The 24,208-nt window shown below is 71.7% G+C and carries 16 protein-coding genes and 3 pseudogenes; 11 read left to right on the top strand and 8 right to left on the bottom strand.

Annotation, left to right across the window (positions count from 1 at the left end; translation table 11 throughout):
* Window positions 1-11 precede the first annotated feature (11 nt).
* The 4 genes from ACFY3L_RS21495 (at window position 12) to ACFY3L_RS21480 (ending at window position 4,841) form a co-directional block, all read left to right on the top strand.
* A complete protein-coding gene (locus ACFY3L_RS21495) occupies window positions 12-1,727 on the top strand; it encodes a TerD family protein (RefSeq protein ID WP_389326557.1) in 1,716 nt (571 codons plus the stop codon).
* Window positions 1,728-1,808: 81 nt separating this feature from the next.
* Window positions 1,809-3,362: a TerD family protein gene (locus tag ACFY3L_RS21490; protein ID WP_389326554.1), complete on the top strand. Its 1,554-nt coding sequence runs from the start codon at window positions 1,809-1,811 to the stop codon at window positions 3,360-3,362.
* Between the two features lie 62 nt (window positions 3,363-3,424).
* Window positions 3,425-4,051, top strand: coding sequence for an AIM24 family protein (locus ACFY3L_RS21485; protein WP_389326551.1), 627 nt, complete (start codon window positions 3,425-3,427; stop codon window positions 4,049-4,051).
* A gap of 10 nt (window positions 4,052-4,061) precedes the next feature.
* Window positions 4,062-4,841, top strand: coding sequence for an AIM24 family protein (locus ACFY3L_RS21480; RefSeq protein ID WP_389326548.1), 780 nt, complete (start codon window positions 4,062-4,064; stop codon window positions 4,839-4,841).
* Between the two features lie 875 nt (window positions 4,842-5,716).
* On the opposite strand, the gene ACFY3L_RS21475 is transcribed toward ACFY3L_RS21480, so the two are convergent.
* Window positions 5,717-6,400, bottom strand: coding sequence for a hypothetical protein (locus tag ACFY3L_RS21475; protein WP_389326545.1), 684 nt, complete (start codon window positions 6,398-6,400; stop codon window positions 5,717-5,719).
* A 97-nt stretch (window positions 6,401-6,497) separates the two neighbouring features.
* Between ACFY3L_RS21475 and ACFY3L_RS21470 the strand changes: the two are divergent.
* Window positions 6,498-7,967: pseudogene (locus tag ACFY3L_RS21470) on the top strand (endo-1,4-beta-xylanase); the annotation flags it as partial.
* Here ACFY3L_RS21470 and ACFY3L_RS21465 read toward each other — a convergent pair.
* A pseudogene (locus ACFY3L_RS21465) lies at window positions 7,925-8,122 on the bottom strand (hypothetical protein); the annotation flags it as partial. The pseudogenes ACFY3L_RS21470 and ACFY3L_RS21465 overlap by 43 nt on opposite strands.
* Between ACFY3L_RS21465 and ACFY3L_RS21460 the strand changes: the two are divergent.
* The gene (locus ACFY3L_RS21460) at window positions 8,100-8,513 is read left to right on the top strand and encodes a cellulose binding domain-containing protein (RefSeq protein WP_389327351.1); all 414 of its coding nucleotides are present in this window, start codon (window positions 8,100-8,102) and stop codon (window positions 8,511-8,513) included. The pseudogene ACFY3L_RS21465 and the gene ACFY3L_RS21460 overlap by 23 nt on opposite strands.
* Here the strand turns inward: ACFY3L_RS21460 and ACFY3L_RS21455 are convergent.
* Window positions 8,505-9,269: a spermidine synthase gene (locus ACFY3L_RS21455; RefSeq protein WP_389326542.1), complete on the bottom strand. Its 765-nt coding sequence runs from the start codon at window positions 9,267-9,269 to the stop codon at window positions 8,505-8,507. The two genes, ACFY3L_RS21460 and ACFY3L_RS21455, sit on opposite strands and share 9 nt — an antisense overlap.
* Window positions 9,270-9,319: 50 nt before the next feature.
* Between ACFY3L_RS21455 and ACFY3L_RS21450 the strand changes: the two genes are divergently transcribed.
* On the top strand, window positions 9,320-9,550 hold the full coding sequence (locus ACFY3L_RS21450) for a DivIVA domain-containing protein (RefSeq protein WP_363401610.1): 231 nt from the start codon (window positions 9,320-9,322) through the stop codon (window positions 9,548-9,550).
* A gap of 33 nt (window positions 9,551-9,583) precedes the next feature.
* Here ACFY3L_RS21450 and ACFY3L_RS21445 read toward each other — a convergent pair whose 3' ends face one another.
* Together ACFY3L_RS21445 and ACFY3L_RS21440 are read right to left on the bottom strand one after the other, a co-directional pair.
* On the bottom strand, window positions 9,584-10,729 hold the full coding sequence (locus ACFY3L_RS21445; protein WP_389326539.1) for a fatty acid desaturase family protein: 1,146 nt from the start codon (window positions 10,727-10,729) through the stop codon (window positions 9,584-9,586).
* Between the two features lie 184 nt (window positions 10,730-10,913).
* Window positions 10,914-11,969, bottom strand: coding sequence for a ferredoxin reductase (locus ACFY3L_RS21440; RefSeq protein ID WP_389326536.1), 1,056 nt, complete (start codon window positions 11,967-11,969; stop codon window positions 10,914-10,916).
* A gap of 66 nt (window positions 11,970-12,035) precedes the next feature.
* On the opposite strand from ACFY3L_RS21440, the gene ACFY3L_RS21435 reads away from it, so the two are divergent.
* Window positions 12,036-13,235 carry a PucR family transcriptional regulator gene (locus ACFY3L_RS21435; protein WP_389326533.1) on the top strand — a complete coding sequence of 400 codons (1,200 nt, stop codon included), beginning with the start codon at window positions 12,036-12,038 and terminating at the stop codon, window positions 13,233-13,235.
* A gap of 347 nt (window positions 13,236-13,582) precedes the next feature.
* Here the strand turns inward: ACFY3L_RS21435 and ACFY3L_RS21430 are convergent, their stop codons facing one another.
* Window positions 13,583-14,632, bottom strand: a complete 1,050-nt coding sequence (locus tag ACFY3L_RS21430; RefSeq protein ID WP_389326530.1) for a pectinesterase family protein — start codon at window positions 14,630-14,632, stop codon at window positions 13,583-13,585.
* Between the two features lie 208 nt (window positions 14,633-14,840).
* On the opposite strand from ACFY3L_RS21430, the pseudogene ACFY3L_RS21425 reads away from it, so the two are divergent.
* Window positions 14,841-15,503 (top strand): annotated as a pseudogene (locus tag ACFY3L_RS21425) (alpha/beta hydrolase); the annotation flags it as partial.
* Window positions 15,504-15,586: 83 nt separating this feature from the next.
* Here the strand turns inward: ACFY3L_RS21425 and ACFY3L_RS21420 are convergent.
* A complete protein-coding gene (locus ACFY3L_RS21420) occupies window positions 15,587-17,005 on the bottom strand; it encodes an RICIN domain-containing protein (protein WP_389326528.1) in 1,419 nt (472 codons plus the stop codon).
* Window positions 17,006-17,493: 488 nt separating this feature from the next.
* Here ACFY3L_RS21420 and ACFY3L_RS21415 point away from each other — a divergent pair, with 488 nt between their 5' ends.
* Both ACFY3L_RS21415 and ACFY3L_RS21410 read left to right on the top strand, forming a co-directional pair.
* Window positions 17,494-19,827 carry a diguanylate cyclase domain-containing protein gene (locus tag ACFY3L_RS21415; RefSeq protein WP_389326525.1) on the top strand — a complete coding sequence of 778 codons (2,334 nt, stop codon included), beginning with the start codon at window positions 17,494-17,496 and terminating at the stop codon, window positions 19,825-19,827.
* A gap of 407 nt (window positions 19,828-20,234) precedes the next feature.
* Window positions 20,235-22,889, top strand: a complete 2,655-nt coding sequence (locus ACFY3L_RS21410; RefSeq protein ID WP_389326522.1) for a discoidin domain-containing protein — start codon at window positions 20,235-20,237, stop codon at window positions 22,887-22,889.
* A 63-nt stretch (window positions 22,890-22,952) separates the two neighbouring features.
* On the opposite strand, the gene ACFY3L_RS21405 is transcribed toward ACFY3L_RS21410, so the two are convergent.
* Window positions 22,953-24,140, bottom strand: a complete 1,188-nt coding sequence (locus ACFY3L_RS21405) for a polysaccharide lyase family 7 protein (protein WP_389326520.1) — start codon at window positions 24,138-24,140, stop codon at window positions 22,953-22,955.
* Between the last annotated feature and the right edge of the window lie 68 nt (window positions 24,141-24,208).

Below are 24,208 nucleotides of genomic sequence, written 5' to 3'. Positions count from 1 at the left end.
GAGGGGGAACAATGACGCTGGTCTTCGTCAAGGGGCAGAACGCGCCCCTGGCGGCGCAGCAGGTCAGGATCATGGTCGACGCGACCGTCGCGGTCGACCTGTCGGCGTTGCTGCTCGCGGAGACGGGACGCGTCCGGACCGACGGTGACTTCGTCTTCTACAACCAGCCGGCGGCGCCGGGGTTGACGTGGCTGGACGGCGGCGCCGGCGGGGCGCAGCGGGTCGAGATCGACCTGGCGAAGATCCCCGCCGACGTCGACCGGGTCATCGCCGTCATCAGCCCCGACGACCGCACCATGACGTTCGGGTCCGGCCCGGCGCCGGTCGCCCGGCTCGTCGAGGCGACCGGCACCGAGCTGGGGACGTTCACCATGCAGGGCCTCAGCGAGGAGCGGGCCGTCATCGCCTGGGAGCTGTACCGCCGGGGCGGCGCCTGGAAGGTCCGCGCCATCGGGCAGGGGTACTCCGGCGGCCTGGCCCAGCTGATCGCGGCGCACGGGGTGGACGTCGAGCAGGAGGAGCCGCCGCCGGCGCCGGTCACGTCGTCGCCGCACTTCCCGGGCACGTCGGGGCCGGTGACGTCGTCGCCGCACTTCCCCGGCACGGGCGCGGCCCCGGCCGCCTCGCAGCAGCCTGTGCCGGAGGTCGGCGGCCCCCCGGAGGAGCGCCTCTACCAGCAGGTGTGGTCGATCTTCCAGGACGCGGCCCGGTCCACCTCGGCGCTGCGCTCCGCCGTCGGCTACGCGGAGCAGCGCCGCGACACCGAGGTCGGCGAACTGCTCAACGACCCGCGGCTGCGCAACTCGCCGCAGACGGCCGCGGCCCGCGCCGAGGCCGACCGCCGCCACGACGAGCTCGTCCGCCGCGCCGAGGCGGACCGCCGCCGCGACGTCGACCAGCTCGTCTCCGAGCTCAGGAGCCTCGCCGCCACGCTCCCGGCGCCGATGGCCGCCTGGGACAGCCCGCGCTGGCGGGACTGGCGCCTGCCGGAGGCGATGACGGCCGGCATCCGCGTCGGGGACGTGCACGTGCCGGAGTCACCGGAGCTGCGGATCCCGCTGCTGTTCCGGCTGCCGCTGATGCGGGCGCTGTGGATCGACTCGACCGGCGCCGACCGGGCCGCGGCCCAGGCGATGGCCCGCTCCGTCGTCGTGCGGCTCCTCGCCGCGCACCCGCCGGGCCAGCTCAGCGTGTCCGTGGCGGACCTCGCCGGCGGCGGCGCCGCGGCCCGCGCCTTCGACGGCACTCACCTCGGCGGCGCGCCCGGCGGCGCGGCGTCGGTGCCGGTCGCCGCGACCCCGCAGGCGCTCAGCGACATGCTGGAGCACCTCGTCGAGCGGGTCGACCTGGTGCAGATGGCGATCCGCGCCGGCGCGATGGGCTCCCCGTACGAGAACATCGACGGCGGGCGGCGCCTGCTCGTGCTGCACGACTTCCCGTACGGATTCGACGAGGCCACCTTCGCGCGCCTGCAGTACCTGCTCAACGAGGGGCCCGAGGCCGGCGTGCACGTGCTGATGGTCGCCGATCCGGCGGACTCCTCGACGCTCGGCCCGATGGTCGGGGCGGTGTGGCGCTCGATGGCCCGGCTGCCGGTCGTGGCCGGCGACCACATGGGCGACCCGTGGGTGGGGCTGACCTGGACGTTCACGCCGGACATGACCACGGGCAGCGCCGCCGTCGACGAGATCCTGGCCCGCCTCGCCCGTCAGGCGAACGGGCAATGAACCGGCAGAGGCCCGCGGGGGTTGTCCGGTGCCGATATAAGTTGATCGCAGACGCGCTGTCGTTGTAGCCGAGGAGATCACGTGTCTCAGACCTTCACTCGGGGGCAGAAGAGCCCGATTTCGTCCTTCACCACCGGAGATGATCTGTATGTAGGCATCCAGTTGAACGCTCCCGGGATCACGTGGGACATCTCGTGCTTCGGCCTGGACGCCGACGACAAGCTCGTGGACGACAACTACTTCATCTTCTTCAACCAGCCGAAGTCGCCCGAAGGGTCGATCCAGAAGCTGGGCCCGCAGTCCGGTGACACCGACTCGTTCCGGGCGACGCTCAACGCCGTGCCGGAGAAGGTCGCGAAGCTGTCGTTCTGCGCGGCGATCGAGACGTCCGGCACCGCCAGCCAGCTCCAGTCCGGCTATCTGCGCATCGTCGCGGGCGGGCAGGAGGTCATGCGGTACAGCTTCACCGGGGCCGACTTCGGCACCGAGCGGGCGATCATCATCGGCGACCTCTACCGCAAGGGCGTCTGGCGTTTCGGCGCCGTCGGTCAGGGCTTCGCCGGCGGTCTCGCCGACCTGATCCGCTCGTACGGTGGCAACGTCGACGACGAGCCCGAGCCGGCGCCGGCGGGTCCCGCGCCCGGTTTCGCGCCGCCGCCCGGTCCGGCGCCGCAGCAGGGTTTCGCCCCGCCGCCCCCGCCGCCGGCCCAGCAGTTCGCGCCGCCGCCCCCGCAGCCTGGTTTCGCGCCGCAGCCGGGGTACGCGCAGCAGCAGCCCGGGTACCCGCCGCAGCAGCCCGGCTATCCGCCCCAGCAGCCCGGGTACCCGCCGCAGGGCCAGCCCGGCTATCCGCCCCAGCCCGGTTACCCGCAGCAGCAGGGTTACCCGCCGCAGGGCCAGCCGGGGTATCCGCCCCAGGGCCAGCCCGGTTACCCGCAGCAGCAGGGTGAGCTGCTGCCGTCGCAGGCTGAGCGGGTCCAGCCCGGCGTCATGCACAGCATCCAGAAGTACCGGGAGGCGCCGACCACCGGCCGCTGGACGAAGCAGAACGGCAAGCTGGTCAAGGTCACCCTCGGCCCGGACGCCCACGCGCGGCGCGGGTCGATGGTCGCCTACCAGGGCAACGTCGAGTTCGAGTACAAGGGCTCCGGCGGCCTGAAGGCGATGTTCGAGGGCGCGATGACCGGCCAGGGCCTGAAGCTCATGACGCTGAAGGGCCAGGGCGAGGTGTTCCTCGCCGAGAACGCCAACGACCTGCACATCGTCGAGCTGCAGGGCCAGGCGCTGTGCATCAACGCCAACAACGTGCTCGCCTTCGACTCCACCCTCCAGACCGAGGTCAAGCGGATCGAGAGTCCCGGCATCCCGGGCGGCGGCATGTTCCACCTGGAGGTCAGGGGACAGGGCACCGTCGTGGTCATGACCAAGGGCACCCCGGTCACGCTGCAGTGCCAGGGCCCGACGTTCGGCGACATGAACGCCGTCGTCGCCTGGACCGCCGGCATGCGGGTCGCGGTGTCGACACAGGTCCGGGTGTCCCGGCAGATCTACGCCGGCACCAGCGGCGAGTCCGTCGCGCTCCAGTTCATGGGAATGCAGGGCCACTTCGTCGTGGTCCAGCCCTACGAGGTCTGAAAGGGGACGCTGTGCAGAGTCCGCTGCTCCAACACTATGGCCAGACGCAGGTCCGGGACCGGATGAGTCTTCACGGCAGCAAGATCGCCAAGATCATCATGGGGCCGGGTCAGGATCTCATGGCCCGCACCGGCTCGATGATCGCCTACGAAGGGCTCATCGACTTCAACCCCAACCCGCCGCAGCTCGGCCAGATGGCCCGCTCCTGGGCGACCGGCGAGGGCGTGCCGCTGATGACCGCCACCGGCCAGGGCGAGCTGTACCTCGCCGACTACGGCAAGGAGGTCGTCGTCGTGCAGCTCGCCGGCGAGGGCCTCAGCGTCAACGGCAAGAACATCCTCGCCTTCGACTCGACCCTGTCGTGGACCATCGAGCGGGTCAAGGGCGTCAGCATGCTGTCCGGCATGGGCATGTTCAACGTCGTCATCCGCGGCAACGGCTGGGTCGCGCTGACCAGCAAGGGCACGCCCGTCGTGCTCGACACCCGCGAGGCACCGACCTACGTGGACACCGACGCGCTGGTCGGCTTCACCGACGGGCTGAGCATCAGCCCCAAGCGCACCGCCCGCTTCGGCGGGCTCATCGGCCGCGGCTCCGGCGAGTCGTTCCAGCTCGGCTTCTCCGGGCAGGGTTTCGTGATGGTCCAGCCGAGCGAGGACGCGCGTCCCACGTTCTCGGTCCGGGGCTGAGGAGGCGGACATGTATCAGAGTTCTCTGCTGGCCAACCAGGAAGTCCAGAGCAACGAGCGCTTCGTGCTGCAGAACGGCAAGATGCTCAAGGCCAACCTCGGCCAGGCCAGCGGCATGCGGGAGTTCTACGCCCGCAAGGGCGCGATGGTCGCCTACCAGGGCGGCGTGAACTTCGACGCGCAGTACCAGGGCTGGGGCTCGCACATCACCCATCACTTCACGGGTGAGGGCCTGAACCTCATGAAGGTCAGCGGCAGCGGCTCGGTGTTCCTCGCCAACCAGGCGCAGGACATCCACATCCTGGACCTCACCGGCGACGGCCTCACCGTCGACGGCAACAACGTCCTGGCCTTCGAGACCGGGCTGCACTGGGACGTCGTCCGCATCGACTCGCAGGTCGAGATCGCCGGCGCCGGCGGCTACAACATCGAGCTCAACGGCAGCGGCAAGGTCGCGGTGACCACGACCGGCGCGCCGCTGGTCATGCGCGTCACGCCCAACAACTACTACTTCGCCGACGCCGACGCGGTCATCGCCTGGACCTCGACCCTGCAGGTCAGCATGCAGGCGGCGGTCACGTCCTCCTCGGTGTGGCGCCCCCGCGGCAACACGGGCGAGAGCTGGCAGATGCAGTTCACCGGCGAAGGCTTCGTCGTCGTCCAGCCGTCCGAGCTCATGCCCCCGTACGACGCCCTCTCCGGCACCAACCTCGCCGGTCGCTTCGGCCTCGGCCAGCAGGGCGGCATGCAGGGCAACAACTTCTTCGGCGGCATGGGCGGCGGCCGCTGACACGTCCGCGCTGATGGTCCGACCGGTCCCGGGTGACGATACGCCACCCGGGACCGCGCTCGTTTTCCAGGCCTGCGCACACCGCTGCCGGCCCGGCGCAGCCCCTTCATGCCGTTTCCGGAAAGCACATCCCAGCGGCGGTCGCCACTCGCCTCTCCCGCCACACGTCCCGCACCCGCACGCCGGTTTTGGCGAGGTTTGCGACCTGGTGACCGCGCGCGGGCGGGCGTGTGAGGGTGCGGGCGCTGCCGGGAGTGGTGGCGTCGCGTTGGACTGCCCGTCGCGGCCCGCCCTGCCCTTCCCGCCACAGGTCCCCACATCCGCACCGCCGTTGGCGAGGTTGCGGCCCGGTGACCGCGCGGGCAGGCGGGTACGTGAGGGTGCGGGCGTCGCCGGGAGTGGTGGCGTCGCGTTGGACTGCCCGTCGCGGTCCGCACTGTCCCTTCCCGCCACAGATCCCCGCCTCCGCACGCCGTTTTCGGGCGAGTTGGGACCCGGTAACCGCGCGCGGGTGTGCGGCGCGTGAGAGTGCGGGCGTCGTCGGGAGTCGTGGCGTCGCGTTGCATGACCCGTCGCGGCCCGCCCTGCCCTTCCCGCCACAGGTCCCCGCAGCCGCACGCCGGTTGGCGAGTTGTGACCCGGTGACCGCGCGCGGGCACGCGGGTGCGTGAGGGTGCGGGCGTCGCCGGGAGTCGTGGTGTCGCATTGGACTGCCCGTCGCGGCCCACGTTGCGTCGGGCAGGACGTGGCGGGTGCCGGTATCGGGACCGCTTCAAATACCGTAGCAACGCCTTGCAAATCGTCGTCTCGGTGTGTCACGCACTGTTACTGGTGTCGGCGTGGTGCTGCGACACGGCGGGCTGGGTTGCGGTGGGTCATGGGTCGGTGACGGGGTCGAGCTCGTCGTGGCCGCTCTCGACGTCGTTGAAGCCCAGGTACAGCTCGCTCGTGTGCCACAGGTAGCTGTCGGACTGCGGGGCGGTCCCGTCGGTCCAGGTGAAGGTGGTCGGCTGCCCCGGCCGCAGCAGCGGTTCGCGCAGCGGCGGCAGCTGGGCCTCGATCGCCGGCCAGTCGAGGGTGAGCCGGCACGGTGGGCCGGGGACGGGTGGCAGGTCCTCGTCGTAGACCGCCTCGTCGAGAGCCTCCAGTTCCGCCGCCGCGGCCGGGTCTGTCGCGGCGCGGGCCTGCAGGTCCAGGAAGTGCGTGACGATCCGGACCGCGTCCAGGGATTCGATGTCGCCGGGGTCGATGATCCGGTCGAACAGGTCCCACGGTTCGCCGTCGCGCTGGGAGTCCAGCAGCGCGGCGACCGTCGCGTCGTGCCGGGGGTCGCCGGTACGCAGGAACGGGTGCAGGTCGAACCCTCCGGCGAGGGTGCCGTCCTGCACGACCCACAGGTGCAGCACCGCCCCGTACCAGAGCGTCAGGTACGCGAGGTGGTCGTCGTCGTACCGGCGGTCGAACGCGGCCCGCAGGGCGTCGAGGTCGCGGCCGGCGTGGATGTCGCCCTGGCGGGCGCCGCCCGGGCCGACCGAGAACTCCAGCAGATAGCAGCTCACCCATGCATCTTTCACCGGTCGCACCACGGCCGACCTGCGGGGGCCGGGTGGCCCGGTTGTCCCGGGACATCGGCGCGTGCTGTCGTGAGCGCCGCCGATGAAGGAGGCGACAGGCATGAGGCAACGACGGGTGCGGGCCGCGGGGATCGCGGCCGCCGTAGTGGCACTGGTGGCCGGCGGGGTGAGCGTGCTGCCCGCGCTCGCCGCGGCCGGGCCGACCCTGGCCCAGGTGGCCACTGCGCGCGGGTTCTCCATCGGGACGGCCGCCGGGGTCAAGACCCTCGCGTCCAGCCAGTGGCGGGCCGTCGCCGACACGCAGTTCAACTCGGTGACGATGGGCAACGAGGGCAAGTGGGACGCGACCGAGCCGGCGCAGGGCCAGTTCGACTTCGCGGCCGCCGACTTCATCGCCGACTACGCGCGCACGACCGGGAAGCGGCTGCGGGGGCACACGCTCGTCTGGCACAGCCAGCTGCCGGCGTGGGTGAGCGCCGACCGTACCGCCGCGGAACAGCGCCAGGTGCTCCTCGACCACGTGACCGGGGTGGCGGGGCACTTCAAGGACAAGGTCAGCCAGTGGGACGTCGTCAACGAGCCGTTCAACGAGGACGGCACGCTGCGCTCGTCGGTCTGGTACCAGCGGCTCGGCGAGGACTACATCGCCGACGCGCTCACCGCGGCGCGGGCGGCGGACCCGGCGGCGAAGCTGTACATCAACGACTACAACGTCGAGGGCGTCAACGCGAAGAGCACCGGCCTGTACAACCTCGTGCAGCGCCTCCAGGCCCGCGGCGTCCCGATCGACGGTGTCGGCCTGCAGGCGCACCTGATCGTCGGGCAGGTCCCGTCGACGCTGCGGCAGAACATCGAGCGGTTCACCGCACTGGGCCTGAAGGTCGAGATCACGGAGCTCGACGTGCGGATCCCGCTGCCCGCCGACGCGTCCGAGCTCACCCAGCAGGCCGCGGACTACCGGGCGGTCGTCGGGGCGTGCGCCGCCGTCGCCGGGTGCACCGGGGTGACGACGTGGGGCGTCGGCGAGGCCGACTCCTGGGTGCCGGCGTTCTTCCCCGGGTACGGCGCCGCCCTCCTCTTCGACGAGCAGTGGCGGGCCCGGCCCGCGTACTCGGCGGTCGTCGAGGCGCTCGGCGGCACCCCGAGCGTGCCGGAGCCGCCGGCGACGCCGAGCCTGGTGACGGTCGCGTCGTGGTCGTTCGAGATGGGGCTGACCGGCTGGGGCTCGCGCGGCAGCGAGGTCACGACGGCCAGCACCGCGGCCGCGCACGGCGGCACCGGCAGCGTCCTGTCGTCGGGCCGGACCGCGACGTGGCAGGGCCCGTCCCGCCCGGTCCTCGACCTGCTCACCCCCGGCAAGCTGTACACGGTCTCCGCGTGGGCGCGCACCGCGTCCGGGTCGGGCACCGCCAGGCTCAGCATGCAGCGGGAGAACGGCACCGCCACCCGCTACGAGAACGTCAGCGCCGACACGGCGATCAGCACCACGTGGACCCGCCTCTCCGGCGACTACCTGTTCCTGCCGGGCGCGACGGCGCTGTCGGTGTACCTGGAGACGACGGACACGACCGGCGACCTGTACCTCGACGACGTCACCATCCAGACGGAAGGCGCCCCCACGTCGGCCTCGGCCTCGGCGTCGGCCTCGGTCTCGCCGTCGGCGTCGAGATCCCCGTCCGCCTCCGTGTCCCCGTCCGCCTCGGTGTCGCCGTCGGCGTCGAAGTCGCCGTCGAAGTCACCGTCGGCGTCCGCGTCGCCTTCCGCGTCATCCGGCGGCGGTACGGGCTGCGCCGTGCGCTACACGAAGAACGACTGGGGCGGCGGGTTCGCCGGCGACGTCACGGTCACCAACACCGGCTCGACGGCCGTGAACGGGTGGACGCTGCGCTGGACCTTCGCCGGGAACCAGCAGGTGACCCAGTCCTGGAGCACGGTCCTGACCCAGTCCGGCGCGGCGGTCACGGCCGTCAACGCCGCCTGGAACGGCACCCTCCCCGCCGGGGCGTCCGTGAACTTCGGCTTCCTCGCGTCGTACACCGGCGGCAACACCAACCCGTCGGCGTTCACGCTCAACGGCACGGCCTGCACCCTACGGTGACCTGACCGCGGTGTAGACGGTGTTCGCCGATGTGCCCCGCAGCAACGGATTGTCGAACTCGACGACCGTTGCCCGTACATCGGCGAACACCGCGGCAAGGGCGGCGGTGAACGAATCGTCCGGCGGGTCGTCGGACCACAGGCCGAACACGCCGCCGGGCCGCAGGTGCCCGGCGAGGCGACGCAGCCCGGCGACGGTGTAGAAGCCGCTGTTGCCGGGGTGCAGGAGGTGTTTCGGGGAGTGGTCGATGTCGACAAGGACCGCGTCGAAGCGCCTTCCGGGCTCGGCGGGGTCATAGCCGCCGTTGCCGCCGTCGCCTTCTGCACCGCCGGCGCCTGCGGTGCTTCCGGTGCCGCCGGTCAGGGCGAAGAAGTCGCCGTGGACGAACCGGCAGCGCGGGTCGTCCGTCAGCGCCTTCGACAGGGGCAGCAGGCCCTGCCGGTGCCAGCCGATGACGGCGTCGAGGAAGTCGACGACCACCAGGGACCGCACCCGCTGGTCCTGGAGCACGGCGTGGGCGGTGTACCCGAGGCCGAGCCCGCCGACGACCACGTCGAGGGCGCCGCCGGTCAGCCGCGCGAGGCCGAGCCGGGCGAGCTCGACCTCCGCCACCGTGAACAGGCTCGACATGAGGTACTCGTCGCCGAGCTTCACCTCGTGCACGTCGACGCCGAGCGACGGGTCGCGCCGCCGGCGCAGGCTGACCTCGCCGATGGGGGTCTGCTGCCAGCCGAGTTCCTCGAACCGCCGCGTCATCGACGCACAGTAGCGTGGCGCCGGGGAGTCCCGCGGCGCAGACTGGGAACATGAGCGAATTTCCGGTCATCTTCCGCGGCTACGACCGCGCCCGCGTCGACGCGTTCGTGGCGTCCACGACAGCGGCGCTGGAGTCCGGCGACCCGGCCCGGCGTGCCGAGGCGGCGGCCGCGGCGAACGCCGTCAGCTTCCCGTCCGCCTCGTGGCGCGGCTACGACAAGGCGGCCGTCGACCACTACCTGCGCCGCATCGGCAAGGGCCGCCCGGACGACCGCGCGTAGCGCTTAGCGGCTGGCGCTTCGCGGGTCGCGCTGTCAGGAGACGCCCACCGGTTCCCGGTGCCGCGTGGGTGCCGGCGGCTTCGGCGCGGTTTGCCGGTTCGGCAGCGCGAGCCGGAACACCTTCGCCCACGCGGAGGCGACCTGCTTCGGCAGCGGACCGCTCGTGTACGACAGGCCGTACCGCTGGAACAGGTCCTGGATCTTCGGGGCGATCTCCTGGTAGCGGTTGCTCGGCAGGTCCGGGAACAGGTGGTGCTCGATCTGGAACGACAGGTTGCCGGTCATGATGTGCATCAGCCGCCCGCCGGAGATGTTCGCCGAGCCGAGCATCTGGCGCAGGTACCACTCGCCGCGGGTCTCACCATCGATCGACGACTTCTCGAACGTCTCGACGCCCTTCGGGAAGTGCCCGCACATGATGACCGAGTGCGTCCACAGGTTGCGGATCAGGTTCGCGACCGCGTTCGCCGCGATCGTGTGCAGGAACGACGGCCCCGACAGCAGCGGGTGCAGCACGTAGTCCTTCGCCACCTGGCGCCCGATCTTGCGCAGCACCTGCTTGGCCTGTGCTCTGAACTTCGGGCTGCGCCGGCGTTCCTTGGTCGACAGGTTCCGGCCGAGCTCCAGGTCGTACGCGGCGATGCCGTACTCGAAGAAGCACGCGTTGACGAAGTTCCACAGCGGCTGGCCCAGGTGGACCGGGTGCCACCGCTGGTCCTCGTCGACGCGCATGATCCCGTAGCCGAGGTCGTTGTCGCGGCCGATGACGTTCGTGTACGTGTGGTGCAGCTCGTTGTGGGAGTGCTTCCACTGCTCCGACGGCGACGCGTTGTCCCACTCCCACGTCGTCGAGTGGATCTTCGGGTCGCGCATCCAGTCCCACTGGCCGTGCATGACGTTGTGGCCGATCTCCATGTTCTCGAGGATCTTCGCCACCGCCAGGCCGGCCGTGCCGACCAGCCACGCGGGCGGCAGGATCGAGAACAGCAGCACGCCGCGGCTGCCGAGCTCCAGCCAGCGCTGGACCTTGATGACCCGCCGGATGTACGCCGCGTCGCGCTCGCCCCGGCTGCTGATGACCTCGTCGCGGATCGCGTCGAGCTCGCGGCCGATCGCCTCGATGTCCTGCGGCGTCAGGTGGCCGACGGGGTTGACGGGCTTGCGCTGCAGCGTGGTCACGTTTGGCGGGGTCCTTTCAGCGGGGTGCCGGCGGCTTCGTGCTCTCGTGCCGGCGGTGTGCAGGTTCCGGGGGCCGGCGTTCTTGCTCCGGGCGGTGGTTTCGGGCCTCTGGGCTGGTGGCGGTTTCGGGCTTCGGCCGTAGGGGTCGGCGGTGGTTTCGGGCTCCGGCCCGTCGGGGGCGGGTTCAGGCTTCGAGCCGGCAGGGGCCGGCGGCGGCGGAGACGCAGGTCTGGACGAGGACGTTGTCGCCCTCGGTGGCGGTGGTGACGCGGCCGTCGCGCAGGTCCCTGACGGCGCCCTCGCGCAGCGGCAGCACGCAGCCGAAGCAGATGCCCATCCGGCACCCGGACGGCATCAGCACCCCGGCGGCCTCGCCGGCCTCCAGCAGCGGCGTGCCCGGGCCGGCCTCGACGGCCTTGCCGGACCGCTGGAACGTCACCGTGCCGCCGTCACCGTCCGCGGCGACGATCGCGGGGCGGAACCGCTCGACGTGCAGCTTCCGCTGGTCCGTCCAGTGCCGCGCGAGCTCGTCGAGCATGTCGTTGGGCCCGCAGGCCCACGTGTCGCGCTCCGCGAGGTCCGGGACGAGCGTTTCGAGGTCGGCGGGGGAGAGGCGGCCGTCGACGCGGGTGTGCCGCTCGACCAGCCTGATCCCGCCGTCGCGGGCGAGCCCCCGCAGCTCGTCGCCGAAGAGGACGTCGTGTTGTGTCGGCGCCGAGTGTACGAGCACCGCATCCGCCAGCCGGGTGGAGCGCAACATGCCCATCACCGGGGTGAGGCCGCTGCCGGCGGTGACGAACAGGACCTTCGCAGCCGCGTGCGCGCCGGTGAACTCGCCGGTGGGGCGCTCCAGGCCGAGCAGCATGCCGGGGCGGGCCCGCTCGACCAGGTGCCGGCTGACCGTGCCGTCCCCGACCGCCGTCACCGTGACCGTGACCAGGCCGTCGGGCCGGTCGGGCGCGCTGGTCAGCGAGTACGCCCGCCACAGCCGCACCCCGTCGACGTCGACGCCGAGCCGCAGGTACTGCCCGGCCTCGTGCCGCCGCCAGCCGCGCCCCGGCCGCAGCGTGAGGGTGACCGCCCGCTCCGTCTCCCGATGGACCGCGACGACCTTCGCCCGCAGCACGTCGGCGTTGCGCAGCGGCGCGATCACGTCGAGGTAGTCGGCCGGCACCAGCGGCGTCGTCAGGAGCTCGACGACCCGCCAGGCACCGGCGCGGAGGGTTTGGGCTGCGGCCATGACTCCAGCATGAGGGGATGTTCAGGATAAAATCATGACCGGTCCGCGTGAATCGAGGCGTGATTCTTGTTCCCTGAAGACAAAACCAGCGCGCTCGGTGCGTTCCGGTTGCAGGCCGGCGTCACCGAATCCCTCCGCCAGGCCCTGCCGGAGGTCGCCGGCCACGCGGTGGCCGCCATCGTCCAGGAGGTTCCCGCGTATGCCGGCGCCCTAACCGGCGAGATGGGCACGAAGATCGAGATGGCGGTCCGCGCCGCGCTCGGCGGCTTCCTGAACCTCGCCTCCCGCAGGACCGGCCCCTCACCCCTGGCCGCGTCCCTCGAGGGCGCGTACGCGCTCGGCCGGGGCGAGGCCCGCTCCGGCCGCAGCCTCGACGCGCTCCTCGCCGCGTACCGGGTCGGCGCCAGGGTCGCGTGGCGGGAGCTCGCCGCCGTCACCGTCGGTGCCGGCATGGCGGCACCGGCCCTGGCCCGCTTCGCCGAGCTGACCTTCGCGTACATCGACGAGCTGTCCGCGGCGAGCGTCACCGGCCACTCCGACGAGCTCGCGACCTCCGGCCGCGCCCGCCGCCGCGCCCTGGACCGGCTCGCGCAGAGCCTCCTGGTGGGCGAGCCCGCCCAGGCCGTCGCCGCGGCCGCGGCCGCCGCCGAGGCCGCCGACTGGACCCCGCCGCAGACCCTGACCGCGGTCCTGCTCCCGGACGGCGGAGTCCACGCCACCCGGCCCGTCGCCGACCTGCTCGACCCGCGGACCCTGCAGACCACCGTCGAGCACCTCCGCGACACGTCGGTCCTGCTCGTCCCCGACGCCCACGGCGCCTCCCGCGGCCACCTGCTGCGCCTCGTCGCCCCGCACGGCGCCGTCACCGGCCCGCCGGTGCCGTGGTCCCTCGCCCGCCACTCGTTCGAGCGTGCCGTCCGCGTGTCCCGGCTCTTCCCGGGCGCCGCCCCCATCGACACCGAGGAGCATCTGGTCGAGCTCGTCGTCACCGCCGACCCCCGCGCCCTGGCCGACCTTCGCGAACAGGCCCTGGCCCCGCTCGCCGGCGAGCGCGAGTCCACCGTCACGAAGCTCGTGGAGACCCTGCGCAGCTGGCTGCTGCACCAGGGCCGCCGCGACGACGTGGCCGCCGACCTCTTCGTCCACCCGCAGACCGTCCGCTACCGGGTGGCCAAGCTCCGCGAGCTGTACGGCGACCGCCTCCGCGACCCCGAGTGGCTGCTTCTGCTGACCGTCGCCCTGGGCACCCCCACGGTCACTCCCTGACGCCATCGCCCCTGCGCGTTTGCGCGGCCCCCACCAGTACGCACTACACTCGGTGGCGCGCCGGTCGACATTTTCGCTGTCCGATTTTTTTGCCTGAGTTACGGTGTGTTGAAAGCCGTGCGCCACCGCCGCCGCCCCTCCGTTCGTCCCGCCGCAACCGCCTACGCCAGCCATCCCTTCCCCGCCGAGCGCCGCCTCGCAGCAACCCGGGTCGCGCGCGTTTGGTCTGCCCGGCCGGGTTGGTTCGGCGACGTGCTCAGCGCGGGGCCTGCGGGGTTGGTTCGGCGACGCGCTCAGCGCCGGGCCCGCGCCGCGGGTGCGAGTCGCCGAGGTAGGCGTCGGCCGGCTCAGCGCTGCGGGTGCCAGTCGCCGAGGTAGGCGTCGATGGTCGCCCCGGCGGCCTGGTCCGGGGTCAGCTGGGGGCGGTCGGCGGTGACCGCGGCGCCGGGGCCGCGGTTGTGGAACTCGGCGTAGCGGGCGTCGCGCCAGGACCAGGTGCCGAAGTCGGTCCACGGCGCGGCGGCGATGTGCGCGCCGAGGGTGGAGTCGCGGATGACGGTCTGGGCGACCGCGTCCGGGTCGTTGCTCGGGTGCCACGGGCGGCCCAGGAACACCGTCCCGGCTGGGGCGTCGCTCGTCAGCTTGCTGTTGACGATCAGGAAGCCGTGCGGGTTGGCGATCGAGGTGCTCGCGGCGGTCACGTAGCCGTTGTTGGTGGTCGAGCCGCGGTTCAGGGAGCGGATCTCGCAGCGGTCGAAGACGGCGGTGGCGCGGCCGAAGATGAAGTCGACGTCGCCCTCGACGTAGCACTTGCGCAGGTAGACGCGGCTGATGGTGGCGGCGTCGGGGCTGTTGACGTACAGGGTGTCCTGGTTGCCGAGGAAGCGGACGTTGTCGAAGGCGACGCGGTCGGCGCGGGTGAGGACGGCGACGGCCTGCTTCGAGGTGATCTCGGGGTGGGCGGCCTCGTCGAAGTCGTTGGCGAAGGTCAGGTTGCGGGCGGAGAAGCCGGCGCCGGAGATGGTGACCGAGGCGCTGCCCGAGGTGCCCCACGTGCCGCCGTCCGGGCGAGGGGTGCCGTTGGCGCGGTCGTCGACGATCACGACCTGGGTGGGGTCGGCGCCCTGGCCGCGCAGCACGATGCCGGGCTTGTCAGCGGGGACGATCACCTGGCCGCGGTACACGCCGGGCCGGACCTTGATGGTGAACGGGCCGGAGTTCCCGGACGGCACGGCGTCGACAGCTGCCTGGATGCCGGTGAAGTCGCCTGAGCCGTCGGCGGCGACGGTCACATGCGGGCCCGGCCACGCGGCGGCGGGGGACGTGGCGAGGCCGGCGGTGGCGCTGCCGGCGACCGCGCCGAGCGCGGCGGTGAGAAGGGTTCGGCGGGAGGTCATCCATCGAGCTTTGCAAACGTTTGCTGCCCCGGCAAGACCTACGAGTCGCAGGAATGCGCTTTCATAACGGGTTTTCATGGATGGCGGGCGCCGTCATAGCGCCGGGGGATGGTCCGTCGCGGGATTGCCCGCCGGTAGCGGCGTGGCTCCAGACTGGCTTGGCATTTATCAATGCCGATATGATGAGCGCGCCATGCACCACCTCAGATTCGGCGCCGTCGCGATCTCGCCCGGGTACACTGCGTCGCAGTCCAGCGTCGCCTGGCTCGGCCCGCGCCTCGCCTCGCAGCGCTTCGTCGTCATCACCATCGACACGCTGTCCACATTGGACCAGCCGGCCGGCCGTGGCCGTCAGCTGCTCGCCACGCTGGACTACCTGACCGGCAGCAGCGCCGTGCGCACGCGGATCGACGCGAGCCGGCTCGGCGTCATGGGCCACTCCATGGGCGGCGGCGGCAGCCTCGCCGCGGCCACCACCCGGCCCGCGCTGCAGGCCGCGATCCCGCTCACCCCGTGGAACACCACCAAGACCTGGTCGTCGGTGCAGGTCCCGACGCTCATCATCGGCGCCGAGAACGACAGCGTCGCGCCGGTCGCCTCGCACGCCGGGCCGTTCTACACGAGCCTGCCGGCGAGCCTGCCGGCGAGCCTGCCGGCGAGCCTGCCGGCGAGCCTCGACAAGGCGTACCTGGAGCTCGACAACGCCTCGCACTCGGCGCCCACGTCCAGCGACGTGACGGTCGCGAAGTACAGCATCTCCTGGCTCAAGCGGTTCATCGACAACGACACCCGCTACGAGCAGTTCCTGTGCCCGAAGCCGTCCGGGCCGGCGATCCATGAGTACCGCGACACCTGCCCCCACTCGGGCTGACGCACTCCCGTCCGTCAGTACACCAGCAGGACCCGCCGGGAGGGGGGAAACATTCCCGGCGGGTCCGCCTCGTCACAGGTTCCCTACGGCAGCGTCACCCGCTGCGCGTTGGTCCCGTTGCAGTCCCAGATCTGCATCTGGGTGCCGTCGGTGGTACTGCCGGACGGGTCGTCCAGGCAGCGGCCCGACTGCGGGTTGCGCAGCGCCTGGCTGCCGGAGACGTACGTCCACTGCTGCGCACCGGTGCCGTTGCAGTCCCACAGCTGCACCTTGGTGCCGTTGGCGGTGCCGCTGGCGCTGACGTCGAGGCACTTGCCCAGCGCGCGGACGGTGCCGTCGCCGGGCAGGGTCCACTTCTGGGCGGCGGTGCCGTTGCACGACCAGATCTGGACCTTGGTGCCGTTGGCGGTGGCGCCGGCGTTGACGTCCACGCACTTGCCGACGCCGGTCAGGGTGAGCGGCCCACCCGTACCGCCGCCGCCACCGCCACTGGAGATCAGGAAGCGGTTGTTGGCGGTGTTCCAGTGCGTCGCCAGGTACGACCCGGCGGGCGGGTTGGTGTTGAAGTAGTCGTTCTTGTTGCAGTCCAGCCGGTTGTCCTGGGCCTGGTCGGCGCAGACGATCCGCATGACCGTGCCGGGGCCGTCGTTGTAGCACATGATGTCGTAGTCGTCGGTGCAGTGGCCGTACGCGGTGTGGTTCGGCGACGAGCTCATCACCGCGCCCATCGCGTGGGTCAGCTCGTGCGCGGCCGGACCCGCCGACCAGCAGCCCGAGTCGACCCGGCTGAACGAGGCGCCGGAGTTGTTGGCGTTGTCCTGCCCCGGCCGGTCGTCGAGGGTGACGTACGCGACGCCGCACAGCGCGGTGGCGTCCACGTACATGAGGTACTTGCGGTCGGTGCGGTTGTAGCCGAGCGCCTTGATCGCGTTGACCGAGTTGCCGAAGTCGCTGAGCGCGCTGTTGGCGATCGCCACGCTCGTGACCGTGATCTGGCAGCTGCTGTCGGTGACGAACCGGATGTGCCGGGTCCCGCCGGTCTGCGCGGCGGAGGCGCTGTAGATGTCGTCGACCTGGGAGGACCAGGTGCGGATCGACGCGAGGTACTGGTTGTAGCGGTCGGCGTTGCCGGAGCCGCGCACGTACAGGACCTGCACGCGGTTGCCGGACACGCCGTCGCCGTCGCAGACGACGCTGAGCGGGTTGACCGCGAGCCCCGTCAGCGGCGGCACCGACTTGGACACGTCGAGGCCCTGGAACGGCGCGTCAGGGCCGTGCGTGCAGGCGCCCGGCACGGCCTTGACCTCGAGCAGGCCGGCGCAGCGGCCGGTGCCCGCCTTGAACCCGCCGTAGACGAGGCCCCGGGCGGGGTCGTCGGCGGGCATCTTGAACGACGCGGTGTCGCCGGCGGTGGCGACGGACGGGGCTCCGAGGCCCACCGCGGCCAGCGCGAGCGCGGCGGCGGCGAGCAGGAGTCGGTACGGATGGTTGTGACGTCTCATGACTACTCCCGGTGGCGGCCGGTTCGTGACATCGTGACATCGATGTCACAGGTTGGTAGCCAGTGTCGTCCTCACCATCACTTAGGTCAATATGTGCGGATCTCCGGCCCGAGGGTCTCAGGAGTTCAGAGCCGGTCCAGGGCGGCCGCGAGCCGCATCGTGCCGGTCTCGTCGAGGTGCGCGACGCGCCCCTTGCCGGCGGTCTTCGCGGCGTACATCGCGACGTCCCAGCACGCGGGGCAGGACGGTGACGAGGTTGAACACCCCGAAGATCACGAAACAGCCAGCGGATCCGCCCGCCGAGCGGCTTCGGCGGCGCGAGCCGTCGGAGTCTCATGCCTCCTTGATCGGCAGATCCTGTGTCGACGTGAGCAGTGACGGACCGCTACCCTGTCCGGACGCGATACCGCTCAGCTCGGCACCACTCCGGCCGAAGAAGACGTCGGCCGGGAAACACCGGCACATGACGAGGCGGGTGAGGGCAGGCGTTGGACGAGCCGGAGCGGCGCGCTGACACGCTGACCGACGGTGTCCGTCGGCTGCTGCTGCTCTACGCCCCGCTCTTCGCGGTCGCCGTCGGCTGGGCCGTCGCCCGCGGGTTCGGGTTCGGCGGCCTGACGATCCTCGGCTGGCTGCCCGGGGCGCTGTCCCTCGCGGTCGCCTCCTCGTTCCTGTTCCAGGCGTCCCGCCTGGACCGGCTCGCCCCCGCCGGCCGGCGCTTCTGGCGGCTCATGGGCATCGCCGCGCTGCTCATCGCGCCGGCCACGAAACCCCTGACCGAGGCGAGCCTCGGCGGCCGCAAGTCCGGGCCCGTCCTCGCCGGCGCGGTGGTGCTGCTCAGCGTCGCGCTGCTGCTGGTGCTGTGGGGGCTGCTGCGGCTGCCGACCCGCAGCCGAAGCCGTGGCGACTGGCTGCGCCTCGGCCTCGACGCCGCGACCGTCCTGGTGTGCTCGGCGACGTTCCTGTGGCAGTTCGTGCTCGAGCCGATCTCCGACGCCCGCGCCGACCTGCCGCGCGCCCTGGGCCTGCTGGTCCTGAGCCTGCTGTGCCTGCTCGCCGTCCTCGCCGTCGTGAAGCTCATCCTCGTCGGCACCGACGCCGTCGACATGCTCGCGCTGCAGTCCCTCGCCGGCGTCGTCCTGCTCGGCGCGATCGGCTCCGCGCTCGTGCCCGTGCTGCAGAACGACCGGCTCGCCGGCGTCTCCGACATCGTCACCACCGCCGAGGGCACGATGGTCGGCCTCGCCGGGGTCGTGCAGCTGCGCCGCGTCCGCCCGGCGACCGTGGTTCCCCGCCGGCGGCGCCGCCCGTACAGCGTCCTGCCCTACTTCGCGGTCGTCGCCGTCTACCTGCTGCTCATCGCGAACAGCGGCGACGCCCCCGTCCTCGCCGGCGCGGTCGCCGCGACCGCCACGGTCGTGCTGCGGCAGCTGCTCGCGTTCCGGGACAACGACGCGCTGCTCGGCACCGTCCGCGAGCACCAGCGGCTCCTGCACGAGCAGGCGACCCACGACGCGCTCACCGGCCTGCCGAACCGGGCCCTGTTCAACGACACGCTCGACGCGGCCTTCCGCGGCGCCGCCATCCTGGTCGACCTGGACGACTTCAAGACCGTCAACGACACCCTCGGCCACCACGTCGGCGACGGCCTGCTCGTCGAGGTCGGCCGCCGGCTGCGCGCCGCCGTGCGCCCCGGCGACCTCGTGGCCCGCCTCGGCGGCGACGAGTTCGCGGTCCTGCTGCCGCTCGCCGACGACCTCGCCGCCGGTGAGGTCGCCCGGCGGATCCTGGCCGAGCTCGCCAACCCCGTCACGACGCACGGCCACCTGCTGACCGTGAACGCCAGCGTCGGCGTGGCGCAGCGCCCCGCCTCCGACGACCCCCAGCTGCTGCTCCGGCACGCGGACATCGCCATGTACGCCGCGAAACAGGGCGGGAAGGGACGATGCGCCCTGTACAGCCCTTCGCTGGCGGGTCTGCTCGCCACCCCGGCCCAGCGCGCCGACGAGCTCCGCGCCGCGATCAACGCCGGCCGCGTCGAACTCGCCGGCGAGCCGATCGCCCGCCTCACCGACGGCGCCGAGGTCGAGCGCCGGCTCTGCGCCCGCTGGCCGTCCGTCGACGTCGCCGACCTGACCGTGCCGCTCGTCCGCTGGCTGCTCACCGAGGCGTGCCGCGTGACACCCCCGGGCCGCCCGTTCACCGTCGACGTGAGCCGCTCGGCGCTGCTCGCGCCCGGCTTCCCGCACGACGTCGCCGGCATCCTCGCGGCCGCGGGCGTCGCCCCCGCCTGCCTCACCCTGGCCGTGCCGGCCACCCTCGCGGGCGAGGACACCGGCGACGGCACGGGGGTCCGCGGCGCGCTGCAGGAACTCCGCGCGATCGGCGTCGGCCTGGCCCTGGACCACACCGGCACCGCACACGCCCGCCTCGACCTGCTGGCCACGTTGCCGTTCACACGCCTGGTGCTGGACGCCGTCCTCTTTCCCGCTGGCGCCCCTTTCTCCCCAGACGGTTCGTTCTCCGCGGCCGGTTCGTTCGCGGCGGGCGGCTCGTTTTCCCCGGACGGCCCTTTCTCCGCAGGCGGCTCGTTCTCGGCGGACGGCTCGTTCTCCGGGAGCGTCCGCCCGGATGGCCTCGACCATCGGCGCGAGGCTCTCATCGACGCTGTGTCCCGCCTGGTCGCCGCAACGGGTGTCGAGACGGTGATCAGCGGCGTCCGCGACCCGGGTCAGGTGGCGCTCCTACGGCATCTCGGGTTCACGCTCGGCTCGGGTCCGGCCGTCGCCGCGGTCGGCGACCTCCGCCTCTCCAGCCACTGATCCGAAGCCGCGCCGGCCAACGACCTCCGCGCGCATTACGACGAGAAGTCAGCCACGTGCGCAACGTAGTTCACAGTGTAGGGCGCCGCCGGGCGGGGGAGGGTGTCACCGGCCGTCACGAGAGAGCGCTCTCTAGTGATCGCCGCAGCGGGGGCAGGGTTGTGGGCAGGTCGGCGGGCGTCACGCTTCGTACGGATCGAAAAATAAGTGGGGCGCAGAGCGGCCGACCTCTTGACAGGGCCGCTCGATCGGACAACCCTCGTCCTTGGAGAGCGCTCTCCCACCCCGACTCCGGAGCCGCCCGTTCACGGATCTGGAGTGACACACCCCGGATGGCCGGACCGAGCCCCACCGTACCCCTACGGTGGCGCTGCCGGCTGCCCCCGCCCTGAAACCGGGAGCAACTGATGCTGACCGCCGCACGACCGGCGCACCGCCGCCGCCGGAATCTGATCATCGCGTCCGCCGCCGCCATACTCATGCTGGCGACGTACGCGGTGACCACGACCTTCTCGGCCTCCGCGGCCGACACCCTCCTCTCGCAAGGCAAGACCGCGCTGTCGTCGTCCGACGAGAACGGCGGCACCCCCGCCTCCGCCGCGTTCGACGGCAACACGACCGGCACCCGCTGGTCGTCGGCCGCGTCCGACCCCCAGTGGCTGCGCGTCGACCTGGGCCAGAGCGCGACGATCTCGCAGATCAAGCTGTACTGGGAGGCCGCGTACGCGACGGCGTTCAAGCTGCAGACCTCCCCGGACGGCAACACCTGGACCGACATCAAGTCGGTGACCGGTGCGACCGGCGGCGCGCAGACCTACGACGTCACCGGCTCCGGCCGGTACGTGCGGATGTACGGCACCGCACGGGCCACCGGCTACGGCTACTCGCTGTGGGAGTTCCAGGTCTACGGCTCGTTCGGCGGCACCAACCCCGGCACCTGCAACACGACGGCGAACGCCGCGCAGGGCAAGCCCGCCACGGCGTCGAGCAGCGAGAACGCGGGCGCCAACGGCGCTGGCGCGGCCGTGGACGGCAACACCGGCACCCGCTGGTCCAGCCAGTTCAGCGACCCGCAGTGGCTGGCCGTCGACCTCGGCAGCAGCCAGTCGATCTGTCAGGTGACGATCAACTGGGAGGCCGCGTACGGCAAGGACTTCCAGATCCAGACGTCGCCGGACGGCGGCACGTACACCACGATCAAGACCGTGACCGGCGGCACCGGCGGCATCCAGACCCTCGACGTGACCGGCACCGGTCGCTTCGTCCGGGTGTACGGCACCGCCCGCGCCACCGGCTACGGCTACTCGATCTGGGAGTTCATCGTCCGCACGGGCTCCGGCCCGACGGGCACCACGTCGCAGTCGGCCTCGCCGTCGGCGTCGCCGACCCCGTCGACGTCCACCGGCCCGATCCAGGGCGGCGGCGACCTCGGCGCCAACGTGATCGTCTTCGACCCGTCGCAGTCCAGCGCGACGATCCAGGCGAAGCTCGACCAGATCTTCGCGCAGCAGGAGACCGCGCAGTTCGGTCCCGGCCGCATCCAGTTCCTGTTCAAGCCCGGCACGTACAGCGGCCTCAACGCCCAGATCGGCTTCTACACCTCGATCAACGGCCTCGGCCAGAACCCGCAGGACGTCCGCATCAACGGTGACATCACCGTCGACGCCGGCTGGTTCCAGGGCAACGCGACGCAGAACTTCTGGCGCTCGGCGGAGAACCTGTCCGTGTACCCGGTCAGCGGCATCGACCGCTGGGCCGTCGCGCAGGCGGCCCCGTTCCGCCGCATGGACATCCACGGCGGCATGACCCTCGCGTCGCCGAACTGCGGCTGGGCGTCCGGTGGCTACATCGCCGACTCCCGCGTCTCCGGCAACATCAACCCCTGCTCGCAGCAGCAGTGGTTCACCCGTGACAGCACGATCGGCAGCTGGAACGGCTCGGTCTGGAACATGGTGTTCTCCGGCGTGCAGGGCGCCCCGGCGAACAGCTTCCCGAACCCGCCGTACACCACGATCAACCAGAGCCCGATCACGCAGGAGAAGCCGTACCTGTACACGGACTCCTCCGGCGCCTACCGGGTGTTCGTGCCGTCGCTGCGCACCAACAGCAGCGGCGCCACCTGGATCAACGGCCAGACCCCGGGCACCTCGCTCGCGCTGAGCCAGTTCTACGTCGCCAAGCCGGGCGTCACGGCCGCGACCCTCAACGCCGCTGTCGCGCAGGGCCTCAACCTGCTCTTCACCCCCGGCGTGTACCACCTGAACAGCACCGTCAACATCAACCGCGCGAACACCGTGGTCCTCGGCCTCGGGTACGCCACGATCGTCGCCGACAACGGCGTCCTGCCGATGGCCGTCGGCGACGTCGACGGGGTCAAGATCGCCAGCCTGCTCTTCGACGCCGGCCCGACGAACTCCCCGGCGCTGCTGCAGGTCGGCCCGAACGGCGCCAGCGGCAACCACGCCGCCGCCCCGAACCTCATCTCCGACGTGTTCCTCCGCGTCGGCGGCGCGGGCGCGGCCAAGGCGAGCGCGGCCCTGATCGTCAACAACAACAACACGATCATCGACCACATCTGGGCGTGGCGTGCCGACCACGGCGACGGCGCGGGCTGGACCTCCAACCCGTCCGACAACGGCCTCATCGTCAACGGCCAGAACGTCCTCGCCTACGGCCTGTTCGTCGAGCACTTCAACAAGTACAACGTGGTCTGGAACGGCAACGGCGGCCGCACGATCTTCTTCCAGAACGAGCTGCCGTACGACCCGCCGTCGGCCGCCGCCTGGTCCCACGACGGGATCGTCGGCTACGCCGCCTACAAGGTCGGCAACAACGTCACCAGCCACGAGGGCTGGGGCATGGGCAGCTACTGCGTGTTCACCACGGACCCGTCGATCGCCGCCTACCACTCGTTCGAGGTGCCCAACACCCCGAACGTGAAGTTCCACAACATCCTGACCGTGTCGCTGGGCAAGGGCTCGATCACCCACGTCATCAACGACACCGGCGCGGCCGCCCAGGCCTCCGCCGTCACCCCGTCCAACGTGGTCAGCTACCCCTGACCCCTGCCCGCACCGCCGAGGGCCGGTCTCCCACTGGGGGACCGGCCCTCGGCCGTTTCCGGATCAGGCGTGTGACACGGTCAGGGCGTAGAACTTGACCTTCGCCCCGTTGGTGGTGCTGTCGGAGGAGGACTGGTTGTACGAGCCGGCCTTGAAGTACATGCCGTACTGGTTGAACGACGACGGGATGGCGTAGCTGGTGGTGCTGCCGTTGACGGTCAGGTTGATCCGGTTGCCGCCGGAGATGGCGATGACGTAGGACCACTTGACGCCGAGCGGGACGTTGCCGACGAGGTGCAGGGTCTGGCCGCCGTCGGGGGAGTTCTCGGTGCCGAGGTAGATGTCGCCGTTGGGGCGGTAGTACAGCTCCAGCAGCGGCTTCGTCGACGGTCCGCCGGTGCCGAGGTGGATCTGGCCGACGCAGACGTTCTTCGTCACGTTCGGGATGCGCAGGGTCGCGCTCATGCGGTGTGACCCGGCGAGGCGCCAGTCCGCGGCGGTGCCGCTGGCGTTCATCTCGCGCAGCTCGGAGCGGGCGTAGTTGGAGTTCGGGGTGGTGACGCCCTTCTCCGGGGCCCAGAAGGTCATCGAGCCGTCGTTCTTGTCGGTGAAGAAGTACGCCGGGTTCGTGTACCCGTTCGGGCCCCGCAGCTGCGACGACGGGATGGTCGTGGGTGCGCCGGGGGAGCCGACGGGCAGCTGCAGCTGCCAGATCGACAGGTCGAAGTTGCCGCCGGGCGCGACCGCGGGGTTCAGGCCGCCGGGCGGCGGTGGCACGGTGCCGCCGGGCAGGGTCCACGTCTGGTTGGCGGCCCCGGTGCACGTCCAGATCTGCAGCCGGGTCCCGTTCGCCGAGCTCTGCCCGGTCGCGTCGAGGCACTTGCCGGAGCCCGTGTTGATCAGGGCGCCGTTCGAGGCGGTCCACTGCTGCGCGCCGGTTCCGTTGCAGTCGTACAGCTGCGCGAGCGCGCCGTTCGTGGTCGACGCTGCGGTCACGTCGAGGCACTTGCCGAACGCCTTGACGGTGGTGCCGTCGACGGTCCAGGTCTGGGCCGCGGTGCCGTTGCAGTCGTAGAGCTGGACCGCGGTGCCGTTGGCGGAGCTGGCCGCGGCCACGTCCACGCACTTGCCGCCGAGTCCGGTGATGGGTCCCGCGGTGGCGGCGTTGGCGTCGGTACCGCCGAGTGTCACGGCGACGACCGCGGTGGTCGCCGCCAACAGGGCGGCGCCGGCGAGGGTGGGTCTCTTCATGGGGGTGTCCTGACGAAGCGGGGGCGAGGGATTAGGCAAAGTGGCTAACAATAAACACTCCTATCAAT

Origin of the sequence: Dactylosporangium sp. NPDC000521, assembly GCF_042898305.1 — a bacterium.
Taxonomy (GTDB): domain Bacteria; phylum Actinomycetota; class Actinomycetes; order Mycobacteriales; family Micromonosporaceae; genus Dactylosporangium.
The sequence above is the reverse complement of the archived record's forward strand: the minus strand, read 5'-3'. Positions and strand labels throughout refer to the sequence as shown.

Bases quoted from the DNA above. Each gene is read 5' to 3' on its own strand.
- ACFY3L_RS21450 (WP_363401610.1), top strand. From the start codon at position 9,320: ATGAGCGAATTTCCGGTCATCTTCCGCGGCTACGACCGCGCCCGCGTC.
- ACFY3L_RS21430 (WP_389326530.1), bottom strand. From the start codon at position 14,632: ATGACCTCCCGCCGAACCCTTCTCACCGCCGCGCTCGGCGCGGTCGCC.
- ACFY3L_RS21410 (WP_389326522.1), top strand. From the start codon at position 20,235: ATGCTGACCGCCGCACGACCGGCGCACCGCCGCCGCCGGAATCTGATC.
- ACFY3L_RS21480 (WP_389326548.1), top strand. From the start codon at position 4,062: ATGTATCAGAGTTCTCTGCTGGCCAACCAGGAAGTCCAGAGCAACGAG.
- ACFY3L_RS21455 (WP_389326542.1), bottom strand. From the start codon at position 9,269: ATGACGCGGCGGTTCGAGGAACTCGGCTGGCAGCAGACCCCCATCGGC.
- ACFY3L_RS21495 (WP_389326557.1), top strand. From the start codon at position 12: ATGACGCTGGTCTTCGTCAAGGGGCAGAACGCGCCCCTGGCGGCGCAG.
- ACFY3L_RS21405 (WP_389326520.1), bottom strand. From the start codon at position 24,140: ATGAAGAGACCCACCCTCGCCGGCGCCGCCCTGTTGGCGGCGACCACC.
- ACFY3L_RS21485 (WP_389326551.1), top strand. From the start codon at position 3,425: ATGAGTCTTCACGGCAGCAAGATCGCCAAGATCATCATGGGGCCGGGT.
- ACFY3L_RS21440 (WP_389326536.1), bottom strand. From the start codon at position 11,969: ATGGCCGCAGCCCAAACCCTCCGCGCCGGTGCCTGGCGGGTCGTCGAG.
- ACFY3L_RS21420 (WP_389326528.1), bottom strand. From the start codon at position 17,005: ATGAGACGTCACAACCATCCGTACCGACTCCTGCTCGCCGCCGCCGCG.